Raw genomic sequence first — 11,924 nt, 5'->3', positions numbered from 1 at the left:
ATTGACACTTATCGTTTAGTTGCATATTATTAGCCACAGTTTTATCCCTTTCATTTGGGGCCATAGCTCAGCTGGGAGAGCGCAACGCTGGCAGCGTTGAGGTCAGGGGTTCGATCCCCCTTGGCTCCACCAATTCAATATTCTGTAAGATCCTTTAAAACCCATTAAAATACAAAAAATCAGCGAATCTTTTACTAGCAGGATATAAACAAAATTTTTAGTTATATTATTGTGTTATTGGGCGGTATCAATGTAAAACGAAATTGATTTAATAAATAAAAAAAAATCAATTAATTAATTATTAAATATCTCCAAATATTAAACTCAATTCTATTAAAAGCGCACAATCAATTTTGTATATATAAATATAGTGCAACGATGACACCTACTAAGTGATACTTTTGTGTATAATCTATAGTGATAGGATATAAAAAGCTAAATAAACAAAAGGTATAAAATCGTGACTTATAAACCTACCCAAGCGCCAAACAAATGTGAGAATATGAACCACATTCGTGCCGAAATAGATCAGATTGACCATTCCATAATTAAATTGCTTGCTACACGCTTTGAATACGTCAAAGCTGCCAGTAAGTTCAAACAAATACCACTGACGTACAAGCCAAAGAACGTTTTGACAGTATGCTAGAGCAACGAAAACAATGGTCGAATGAATTAGGGCTTAATGGTGAAGTAATCAAAGATCTATATGCAAATCTAGTACGATATTTTATCGATGAAGAATTGAAATATTTCAAAAACAAAAATAAATAAAAACAGAAATTTTATTAAAAATAGTTAAAATAGATATTTATTTTATATGATAATTTAAAATTATATTCAATAAAATGTAAGAAGAATAATATGGCTTTTACAGAAACAGAACAGCAGCAGTTAATGGAGCTTAAATTCGTGGGAGCCAAAATTATTGAAAGACTTGAAGAGATGAGCTTTGATTCTTTCGATAAATTGCGTAATGCTAGTTTAGATGAAATCCTTAACAAAGGTGCATTATTAACAGGTTCAACTTGTTGGAAAATCAGTCATCAAGCAAAAACGGCAATAAGTAATATTTTGAGTTTAGTCAACAATACGTAATATCCCTTTTTATAAGCAGCGAGTGCATCTAACTTTTCAATTGAACAATGATAATCAATTTTTGGGTTTCTTATCTATTTTTAAGATATTTATACTGAAACGTATAGTTACCGGAAACTTTTTTACAAAATTCGATTATCTCTAATGTCTAGAGAACAGCAAAATCATTACTATCAAGAGATTATTGAGAACGGTTTATCCCTATGAATATAGGGAATAGTATAGTTATAACTAATTGTTTTATAATTAAAATAAAAGAATTAAATTTCTACCAAATTTTAAGTTTAATTTTTGATCATTTTTACTGGTACATAGATGAGTTATTAACTTGCATAAAATCCTATCTCTTTTGAGTAAAACGTCGAGTTTTTATTTTTTTGATTAATATAATAATTGCTTGAGATCTACGTATTTGTGGTCTAATCTTTTCTGATCAAGTTGATAAAACGATTCGCTCATTTAATTTTATTCCTTTTGGAAATAGATACTTTGCACCAAGTAAGATTGCTTCAAAAGAATATTAATTGTTTTTTATATTAAAAGTATATATCGATGCTGATTATATACAGTTGATTTAATATAGCTTGTTTAATATAAAAATAAAGTAATATTCTAAGCTAACTTTATCATTTTATATAAACTTTATTAATTAGGTTTTGCTCATTTAGTTGAAGTTTGGCAAAATAGGCATCTTAATCGGGGATTATAATTGTTTTAAAGAACTTATTTGTTAATAATCAATAAGAAGTTACATAAATATGCTATTGTCAAATAGAGCAGGAATGGAATTAGGATGATTAGTCGAATTAAACAACCTATAAAAAAATTATTCATCTTGAGTTGCCTAAGTAGTATTGCCATTTGTTCTGCACCTGCTTTTGCCGATGAAGAAAAACAAATTTTACCGCAAACAATTTCACCTCAAACTGAGGAAGAAACCGATGTTAATATTCCTGTTCAATCATCTCAGGATAAACAAATTGATATCGTTATTCCTACTGAAAAACATGAGGTAATTTACCGCAAAACCATCTTTTCACTTTCAGGTCAACCAAAGTATCATGTTGACTTTCAACATGTTGATTATGTAAATCCTAATGCTCCGAAAGGTGGCGTAATTAAATTGGCAGAAGTTGGCTCTTTTGATAATTTGAATCGCTTTGCTAGCCGTGGCGCACCTGAACGTAATTCAGGATCACTGTATGATAGTCTTTTTACTAGTACAGCTGATGATATCACAAGCTTTTATCCACTTATTGCTACTTCAATAACCTACTCTAACCAATACCGTTGGGCAGAAGTTGCAATTAACCCTAATGCTCGTTTTCAAGATGATAAGCCCATTACTGCCCACGATGTTGAATTTACCTTTCATAAATTTATGACCGAAGGGGTACCTCAATATCGTGTTTATAATAAAGGCATTACTGTTAAGACAATCGATGATCACCATGTGCGTGTTGATATTCCCGATTCCGATCGGGAAAAACTCCTTTCATTCGTTGGTAGTATGCGAGTTATGCCGAAACATTTTTGGAAAGATCATGATCTTTCTGAACCACTAACTACACCACCAGTTGGTAGTGGTCCATACTACATTAGCGAATATAAATTAGGGCAATATGTTGTTTATCGACGTAATCCGAATTATTGGGCACGTAATTTACCTATTAATAAAGGCTTAGATAATTTTGACGAAAAACGTATTGATTATTATATGGATGATAACGTTTCGCTAGAAGCCTTTAAAGCTGGCGAATATGATTTGCGTGCTGAAGATCAACCTAAAAACTGGTTTACTCAATATCAAGGTAGATATTTTGATTCTAACCATATTATTAAACAAGAAAAACCAGTTCAAACAGCTACCGACACTAGATGGCTTGCGTTTAATTTACAAAAAGATCTATTTAAAGATATTAAAGTTCGTGAAGCTATTACCTTGGCATTTGATTTTGAATGGCTAAATCATGCCTTTTATTATGACAGTTACAAAAGACCTTATAGCTTTTTCGAAAACACCATTTATGCCGCAATCGGCACACCTAGCGAGAAAGAATTAAAATGGCTTAATGCTTATAAAGATATTATTCCAAAGCGTGCTTTCGGCAACGCCTATTATTTGCCAAAAAGTGATGGTCAGGGCTTTAATCGTGATAATTTATTAAAGGCAGCAGAATTATTAAAACAAGCGGGTTGGGAAGTTAAAGACGGTAAGCTGATTAACACTAAAACACAGCAACCATTTGAATTTGAACTGATCAGTTACCTCGGTAGTGATATTAAATATGCCATTCCCTTTCAACAAAATTTAGCACGTTTGGGGATCACCATGAATATTACCTTGCTAGATTCAGCACAACAATTACGACGTGTTCGTGAACGTGATTATGATATGGTTGCACGCGATTATTATGCCGTAAATTACCCAAGCTCTAATTTGCTAGTGCTTTGGGGCAGCGAGTATCTTAACTCATCATGGAATGCTTCGGGTTTGCATAATAAGGCTATTGATGCCATTATTGCTGAAATCACCAAACATGTGGATAATCAAGAAGAGTTAATCCCGCTAGGACGAGCGCTTGATCGGATTTTAACGCAAGAATATCCAATGATTCCAATGTGGTATAACAGTAAAACATATTATGCATACTGGAATAAATTTGGGCAACCAACTATACAACCTACTTATGCAATCGGGATTGATAGTTGGTGGTATGATGCAAACAAAGCAGCTAGCCTGTCTAAAAATCGGGAACATTAATATGTTAAATTATTTTATTCGTCGACTGTTGCTGATTATTCCAACATTGTTTGTGATTTTGACTATCAACTTTTTTATTGTACAAGTTGCGCCTGGTGGGCCTGTTGATCAGGCACTAGCCATGATTGAAAATGGCCCGCAAGCAGGGCAAGGATTATTGCCAGGGAGTGGTGACTCGTCAATATCCGTACAGCAGTATAAAAACGAATCAAATTATCGAGGTTCTCGTGGGCTTGATCCTCAAGTTATCGCAATGATAGAAAAGCAGTACGGCTTTGATAAACCGATATTTGAACGTTATATCGAAACACTAAAGAAATATATATTATTTGATTTTGGTAATAGTTTCTTTAAAAGTGAATCAGTACTAGGTTTAATTGCCAAAAGTTTACCTGTTTCAATTTCATTGGGATTATGGAGTACTTTGATTGTTTATCTCATTTCAATCCCGTTAGGCATTCGCAAAGCAGTGAAAGATGGTTCTGCATTTGATTTTTGGTCAAGTACATTAATTATTATTGGCTATGCAATACCTGCTTTTTTATTGGCAGTTTTATTTATTGTATTATTTGCTGGTGGTAGTTATTGGGATATTTTTCCTCTACGTGGGCTAATATCAAACCATTTTGATCAACTCGATTTTTGGGGCAAAATAAAAGACTACGCATGGCACATCTGTTTACCTACTATCGCAATGGTCATTGGCGGTTTTGCATCACTCACCATGCTAACTAAAAATTCATTTTTAGATGAAATCCGCAAACAATATGTAATAACCGCACGTGCTAAAGGATTAAGTGAAAGAAAAATTTTATATAAACATGTTTTTCGCAATGCAACATTACTGATTGTATCGGGTTTTCCTGCGGCTTTTGTTGGTATTTTATTTACAGGTTCATTATTGATTGAAATTATCTTTTCGCTTAATGGACTTGGGCTATTGGGATATGAGGCAATTATACAACGTGATTACCCGGTGATTTTTGGTTCATTGTATATCTTTACATTAATCAGCCTTATTACTAAATTATTATCTGATTTATCTTATATGATGATTGACCCACGTATTGACTTTGAGGCTCGCAACTAATGACCACCCATTACTCTATTAATCAACAGCGTTGGCAACGATTTAAACAAAATCGTCGTGGTTATTATTCACTTTGGTTATTTATGATCTGTTTTTTGATTAGCCTATTTGCTGATTTTATTGTTAACGACAGACCAATTTTTGTTAAATATCAGGATAATTACTATTCGCCGATTTTTCATTTTTATCCAGAAACGGAATTTGGTGGACAATTAGCCACGCAAACTAACTTTCTTGATCCTGCTGTACAAAATAAAATAGAAGCTAATGGCTGGATTTTATGGGCACCTTTTCGTTATAGCTACAATACATTAATTTATGATACATCAAACACGTTTCCAACGCCGCCTTCGGCATCACATTGGTTAGGCACCACTGATGCAGGTTTCGATGTATTAGCCAATATTTTATATGGTTTTCGCATATCTATGTTTTTTGCGATTTTCTTGACGATTTTCACTTCAATTATTGGTGTCATTTTTGGGGCAATACAAGGCTATTATGGAGGTAAAATTGATCTAATCGGTCAACGTTTCATAGAAATATGGAGTGGGTTACCAGAGCTATTTGTTATTATTCTATTAGCTAGTATTTTACCGCTTAATTTTTGGTGGTTATTAGGTATTACCGTATTATTTGGTTGGATGGCTTTAGTAGGTGTAGTGCGTACTGAATTTTTGCGTACTCGCAATTTTGATTATATTCGTGCAGCTAAAGCAATGGGAGTTAGTGACACTAAAATTATGTTTCGTCATATCTTGCCTAATGCCATGGTGGCAACATTAACCTTTTTACCTTTTATACTTTGTGGCTCGATAACAACACTAACAGCGCTAGATTTTTTAGGTTTTGGTTTACCGATTGATTCGCCATCACTAGGACGATTATTACTACAAGGTAAAAACAATCTACAAGCTCCTTGGCTTGGCGTCAGTTCATTTTTAGTTATTGCAACTTTACTGTCACTGCTTATTTTTATTGGCGAAGCAGTAAGAGATGCATTTGATCCAAACAAAGGTGTGTATCAATGAGTTCTCCTTTATTATCCGTTCAGGATTTAAGTGTTGCATTTAAACGCAGTACGCATTTACTATCGCAAGTAGTAAGTAATATTAGTTTTGATATTAATGAGCAAGAAACACTTGCGTTAGTGGGGGAGTCAGGCTCAGGGAAAAGCATTACCGCATTATCAATTTTACGACTACTACGTAAAGAACAAGTTGTATACCCAACTGGCGATATTTTGTTTGAAGGAAAATCATTATTACATGCGCCAGATAAAGAACTTCGTAAAGTTCGTGGCAATGAAATTAGCATGATCTTCCAAGAACCGATGGTGTCATTAAATCCTTTACATACAGTTGAAAAGCAACTTTATGAAGTGCTGGCGTTACATCGAGGAATGAAGCGTAATCAAGCTCGTGGCGAAATTTTACAATACCTTGATCGTGTAGGCATTAAGGAACCAAAAAGTAAATTATCAGCTTATCCTCATCAACTATCTGGCGGCGAAAGGCAGCGAGTAATGATTGCTATGGCAATATTAACACATCCAAAGTTACTTATTGCTGACGAACCGACAACAGCACTAGATGTATCTGTACAAGCGCAAATTATTCAGTTACTAAAAGAGTTAAAGAAAGAACTCAATATGAGTATGCTTTTTATTTCGCATAACCTTGGTATTGTTAAAAAGCTTGCAGATAAAGTGGCTGTTATGCAACAGGGTCAAATTGTCGAATACAATAATAAACAGCGTATCTTTTTACGCCCACAGCATGAATATACTCAAATACTATTGAATTCAGAGCCAAAAGGTGAACCTGTGCCATTGCCAGATTCACCTGGAATATTACTTAATGTTAATCACCTTAATGTTGAAGTCATTACCAAAAAACGTTTATTTAGCAGCCAAAAGAAGAAAATTGTCAACAATATTGGTTTTGCTGTACATCAAGGTGAAACGGTTGGAATTGTTGGTGAATCAGGATCGGGAAAAAGTACTACAGCACTAGCTATTTTACGCTTAATTCAATCACAGGGCGATATTGTATTTGACAGCCATCCGATACAGAATTTAACTGGTAAAAAATTATTACCATTTCGAAGTCGTATCCAAGTAGTATTTCAAGATCCGTTTTCTTCGCTTAATCCTCGCCTCAATGTTGAGCAAATTATTAGTGAAGGATTAATGACTCATAAAAAACTAAGCAAAGTTCAGTGTGAGCAGGCGGTAATTGATATTATGCAAGAAGTTGGACTTGATCCAGATATGCGTTATCGCTACCCGACTGAGTTTTCTGGAGGGCAACGTCAACGAATAGCTATTGCTCGAGCCTTAATTTTACAGCCTGAATTATTGATTTTAGACGAACCTACTTCATCGTTAGATCATACTATTCAAAAACAAATTATTAATTTACTTAAATCATTGCAAGAAAAACATCAGCTTAGTTATTTGTTTATTAGCCATGATTTAACATTGGTTTATACAATGTGTCACCAAGTGGTTGTTATGAAAGATGGTAATATTATTGAACAAGGCTCACGTGAAAAGATCTTCTATTCTCCTGAAAATGAATACACAAAAACATTACTTTCATTTTTAGATAAACCACTTCGAAAAAAAAGTAACACTATGATACATAAAGATAAAATTGACAAAACAGAGCAATTTACTCATAAGGATGAATCTCAACAAGATCTACAGCGAGATAAGAAAAAAGATAGAGAGGTCTGTTGGGAAGATGCCCTATTAATGCGTAAAAAATAAATATACAAAGCAATAAGTTAACAATGCTTTATAATATAAACCATTGTTAATAAGTCAATATACTAATCTACCAATCTATTTAGCAGGTTTATTATGCAAAAACGAATACTAGCTTTTTTATTAACGCCTTGTTTGTCAATAATTCCAATAAATGTCATGGCGATAATCTGTAGTGATAATCCTACTCAGAATACAGTTGAGGCAAATAACTATATCTTTCAAATCCTAGATTATATTGACTCGCCAGTAAAAAATATTAAACAAGAGATTCGGACTTCAACTACCAAATTGGAAACGGATGCTAATAGTTCTATAGCTAAACACAAACTAGAATATGCTTCTAATGGACTTATCACACAAAGCCATTATGATCTTTATTCAGATAAAAATACCCGTATTTACTCGGAACACCTACAGAAAAATAAATCTGGTTGGGAAAATATCATTGAAGATGTAGAAGATAAAACTAACAGCATTATCCAATTTAATACCGATGAACAAGGCAAAATTGTCGTATCCCAACAAACTAAAAAAGCTACCGATTTTGTCTTTTTTGAAACAGATAATTATGTATACGACAATAATAATTGTCTTATCAATAAAAATGTACAATGGCAGCTTAAAGAAACTGATGAGAATGGTAACTATACAGGTAAAGAACAAAAAGGGGCTTCAATTTATACATTTGAATATCAAAAGCAACAGCTAACCAAAGTGTTGTATCAATTTAGTAATAATATGAAAAATGAGAGTGATTTTTCGTATCAATATGATAATGGTCATCATCGATTAACAACCATTGAAGCTACTTATTTATCATCAGGCAAAGAAGTGGCTCATTATGTAACTAATTTTTCAACCTTTAATGAAAAAAATGATTGGCTAACAGCAATTAAAGTTAAAAGTAATCAAAGTGATAGGCAGACAACTATTACCCGAGAACTTACTTATTATTAGTCTATAAAATACACAAAACGTGATTTGATTGATAACGTTTTGTGTATTTTTGCCGTTGTTCTTACAATTCAAAAAAATATCTCTTACATTCGAATAAACAATATATAAATAGCATGTAATGTCCATGCTAATGCTAATCCAAACGTCAGTAATTTTTCACGTTTAGGATAGATTTTACGCTCGTGTAAAATGGATAAAATTTGTTGTAATCCACACCAGATAGGTAATGAAATCATCAAAAATAAAAAAACTTTACCAATTTCTTTATTGGCTATTTTAAGAATATAAGAACGTGTTATTGCATCGCCAAAAGGAATAATAAATGCCAAAATGACAAGCACAACTGGTAAAAAAATTGCAGCCCATGTACCGCCTAAAGCAAATAATCCTTTTATGACTTTTCCATCAGTATTTTTAACTTGAATTTGTTGATTTTTCATTAATTCAATACCACTCACTTCAATACAAATAAAAATAAAAAAATCGAAACAGTTAGCATCACCATCCACAGTCCCGCAATCAGTAATAATGCGTTAGATTTTTTATTAAATGTTGTGCAAGGTAAAGCTTTGGGTATTAAATTAAACCAAACTATTGAATGGTAAACACTAATAAATAATGCAATACAATTAAGCACCACAACAAAAGGGCTACGTAAAAAGAAGATAAAACGGTAAAACTCATCTTGTCCAACAGTGTTAGTGTACATACATATTACGCCATACATTAGAACTAAACTTACCCAAATCATCGAAAAAGGAACTAATTTATGCATGATTGAAATTATAAAAGGGCGCTTTACATCGGTTTGAGTAGTATCAAGGCAATTATTAGTATTTTGTTGATTCATAAATCTCTCTAGGTTGCATTGTGTTTTATGTTAGTAATAGTTCGGAGCTTTTTACTTGGTTATTATAAGTGTTAATTTGCTTTATGTCGCTAATTATGGGCGATAGATAATATATGCTTTTGTTCACTCAATACTTGGCATAATGTGCGTCGAAGATAAGATTAACTATTAAGCATTAAATATAGCATATTTGAGAAAGTTGGTTTTTTACATTTAGTAAAAGATTAAATGTAGATCTCATTTTTAACAATAAACTTTAGCCAAAAGTACAAAATTTTGTTTAACTAATGTTATTAGAAGAAAAACCCCAATAGGTGTGGGGAACTTGATACCATTATTACTTACGGACTTTTATTTTTGTTGCCTTATCTACTTTGTATTTTCTGTACCCACAGGAATAAACCGCGGTACAGATTTGCTTAATGAAAGCAATGAAGAGTTTCTGTAAACACTCCACAGTTAGTATACAATCTGCATAGAAAATTACACCGCCTGTTTTAGTATTTTACCTTCGATAGGAGCCTTATCAAATTACTATAAATAAAGAGAGTAATTCCTACAATTAAATATATATATTTTATCTATTTATCCTATTTCTTCATTAAGTATCAAAAGATACTCTAAAGTTTGGTTCGGTATTAATTGTAAAACAAAAACAAAGTATTAATAATTCAAACTAAAATAATCAGTAAAAATAGCGTACAATAGCGTGATATTAAAGAGGCTTATCATAGATAGATTAGGAATTTAGTATGACAGGCAAATTTATTGTCATCGAAGGGCTTGAAGGGGCAGGTAAAACTACGGCTATTAATACCGTTGCTCGTATTTTGAATCAACACAATATTGGCGATTTGCAGTTTACCCGAGAGCCAGGTGGAACGCCGATTGCTGAAGCATTACGCAATATTATTAAAAATGGTTTGGATAATGATCCTTTGACCGACAAAGCCGAGTTACTGATGCTATATGCTGCACGTATTCAGCTAATTGATAATGTGATTAGGCCAGCTCTTAAAGCTGGTAAGTGGGTTATTGGTGATCGTCATGACTTATCAACACAAGCTTATCAAGGTGGTGGGCGTCAGTTAGATAAAGTATTTATGCTAACATTGAAAAAACAAGTATTAGGTGATTTTAAACCTGATCTTACTTTATATCTGGATATTGAGCCTGAAATAGGATTAATGCGAGCAAGATCTCGAGGTAAACTCGATCGCATCGAGCAACAGTCATTGCCGTTTTTTGAACGAATTCGTCAATGTTATTTAGAACTTGCCGAACAAGATAAAACCATCATTACAGTTGATGCTGGAAAATCAATTGACAATGTGAATGGGCAAATTGAACAAATTTTAACAACATGGTTAACTAAACAGGTTGATATTGAATGATCTTAAATGACTATCCTTGGCTTTCGTTGCCTTATCAGCAATTAGCTTCTGGAATTATACATAAACGGACTCATCATGCTTTATTAATTAATTATGTTCAAGGCAGTGGTGAAGATGAGTTTGTTTCAATGCTTGCAAACCGTTTATTATGTCAATCTTCACAGCAATTGGAACCGTGCTTAAACTGCCATAGTTGCCAGTTATTTTTGTCTCACTATCATCCTGATTATTATGTAATAACCAATGAACAATCTAAACAGTCAATAGGTATTGATCAGATCCGTAAAATATCAAACAAAGTTTATGAAAAATCTCAGCAGGGTGGTAATAAAGTCATTTGGGTAAAACGCGCAGCATTAATGACAGAAGCAGCCGCTAATGCATTGTTAAAAACTTTAGAAGAGCCACCAGAAAACACATATTTTATTTTAAGTGATGAGCATAACAGCAAATTACTGCCAACAATTCATAGTCGTTGTTTTTCTTATTTTTTACCTGTTCCAAAATTGGAAATATCTATTGAATGGTTAAAAAAACTACACCGTCAGCAATACAACGATAATGAACTTGCCTCGGCGTTATTATTGAGCGAGAATGCGCCGCTAAAAGCGGTTGCACTACTAATGCCAGAAAAGTGGCAACAACGAAAAAAATTCTGTGATCATCTATTAGATGTTGTACCACAAAATAACTATTGGCAACTGGCTAAAACCTTTGATAGTGAAGATTTTATTGAACGAATTATTTGGTTTTGTGCATTACTAAGTGATGCGCTTAAAGCGAAGCAAAAAGTGGGGCGTTTTATTGTTAATCGTGATCAAGTCCCATTAGTTCGGCTGCTTGCAACTAAAAGTAATGAAAAAATTTCAGCACTCTATGATTTATGGTTACAAGCAAGAACCCAGTTATTGACTATTACTGGATTGAATAAGGAACTTATTGTTTATAATGTGCTTGCTCAATCCGAAGTAATAGGCTAAAACTTTCAGGAAAGTATA

11 protein-coding genes, 1 tRNA gene and 1 pseudogene are annotated in these 11,924 nt (G+C 33.1%); 11 read left to right on the top strand and 2 right to left on the bottom strand.

What is annotated here, in order from left to right; all coding sequences use genetic code 11:
* The first annotated feature begins 56 nt into the window (after positions 1 to 56).
* The 9 genes and pseudogenes from A9G31_RS05570 (at position 57) to A9G31_RS05535 (ending at position 8,682) form a co-directional block, all read left to right on the top strand.
* Positions 57 to 132 (top strand) — tRNA-Ala (locus A9G31_RS05570).
* Between the two features lie 370 nt (positions 133 to 502).
* Positions 503 to 649, top strand: coding sequence for a chorismate mutase (locus A9G31_RS12195; protein ID WP_411587966.1), 147 nt, complete (start codon positions 503 to 505; stop codon positions 647 to 649).
* Positions 643 to 774, top strand: coding sequence for a hypothetical protein (locus A9G31_RS12090; protein ID WP_255306966.1), 132 nt, complete (start codon positions 643 to 645; stop codon positions 772 to 774). Before A9G31_RS12195 ends, A9G31_RS12090 begins: the two co-directional genes overlap by 7 nt.
* A gap of 90 nt (positions 775 to 864) precedes the next feature.
* Complete coding sequence (locus A9G31_RS05560; RefSeq protein ID WP_065560807.1) at positions 865 to 1,098, top strand: hypothetical protein; 234 nt, start codon at positions 865 to 867, stop codon at positions 1,096 to 1,098.
* 793 nt (positions 1,099 to 1,891) lie between these two features.
* Positions 1,892 to 3,862: an extracellular solute-binding protein gene (locus A9G31_RS05555; protein ID WP_141671389.1), complete on the top strand. Its 1,971-nt coding sequence runs from the start codon at positions 1,892 to 1,894 to the stop codon at positions 3,860 to 3,862.
* A gap of 1 nt (position 3,863) precedes the next feature.
* Positions 3,864 to 4,952: a microcin C ABC transporter permease YejB gene (locus tag A9G31_RS05550; protein WP_065560806.1), complete on the top strand. Its 1,089-nt coding sequence runs from the start codon at positions 3,864 to 3,866 to the stop codon at positions 4,950 to 4,952.
* Positions 4,952 to 5,983, top strand: coding sequence for an ABC transporter permease (locus A9G31_RS05545; protein WP_065560805.1), 1,032 nt, complete (start codon positions 4,952 to 4,954; stop codon positions 5,981 to 5,983). Before A9G31_RS05550 ends, A9G31_RS05545 begins: the two co-directional genes overlap by 1 nt.
* Positions 5,980 to 7,563: pseudogene (gene yejF / locus A9G31_RS05540) on the top strand (microcin C ABC transporter ATP-binding protein YejF); the annotation flags it as partial. The gene A9G31_RS05545 and the pseudogene yejF, both read left to right, overlap by 4 nt.
* Positions 7,564 to 7,818: 255 nt before the next feature.
* On the top strand, positions 7,819 to 8,682 hold the full coding sequence (locus A9G31_RS05535) for a hypothetical protein (RefSeq protein WP_065560803.1): 864 nt from the start codon (positions 7,819 to 7,821) through the stop codon (positions 8,680 to 8,682).
* Between the two features lie 83 nt (positions 8,683 to 8,765).
* Here A9G31_RS05535 and frdD read toward each other — a convergent pair whose 3' ends face one another.
* Positions 8,766 to 9,122, bottom strand: a complete 357-nt coding sequence (gene frdD, locus A9G31_RS05530) for a fumarate reductase subunit FrdD (RefSeq protein WP_065560802.1) — start codon at positions 9,120 to 9,122, stop codon at positions 8,766 to 8,768.
* 14 nt (positions 9,123 to 9,136) lie between these two features.
* The gene (locus A9G31_RS05525) at positions 9,137 to 9,532 is read right to left on the bottom strand and encodes a hypothetical protein (RefSeq protein WP_065560801.1); all 396 of its coding nucleotides are present in this window, start codon (positions 9,530 to 9,532) and stop codon (positions 9,137 to 9,139) included.
* 752 nt (positions 9,533 to 10,284) lie between these two features.
* Here A9G31_RS05525 and tmk point away from each other — a divergent pair.
* Together tmk and holB are read left to right on the top strand one after the other, a co-directional pair.
* The gene (gene tmk / locus A9G31_RS05520) at positions 10,285 to 10,926 is read left to right on the top strand and encodes a dTMP kinase (protein ID WP_065560800.1); all 642 of its coding nucleotides are present in this window, start codon (positions 10,285 to 10,287) and stop codon (positions 10,924 to 10,926) included.
* Complete coding sequence (gene holB / locus A9G31_RS05515) at positions 10,923 to 11,906, top strand: DNA polymerase III subunit delta' (RefSeq protein ID WP_065560799.1); 984 nt, start codon at positions 10,923 to 10,925, stop codon at positions 11,904 to 11,906. Before tmk ends, holB begins: the two co-directional genes overlap by 4 nt.
* Positions 11,907 to 11,924 lie beyond the last annotated feature (18 nt).

It is taken from the genome of Gilliamella sp. Gris1-4 (genome assembly GCF_001690335.1).
Lineage (GTDB): Bacteria > Pseudomonadota > Gammaproteobacteria > Enterobacterales > Orbaceae > Gilliamella > Gilliamella apicola_P.
The sequence above is the reverse complement of the archived record's forward strand: the minus strand, read 5'-3'. Positions and strand labels throughout refer to the sequence as shown.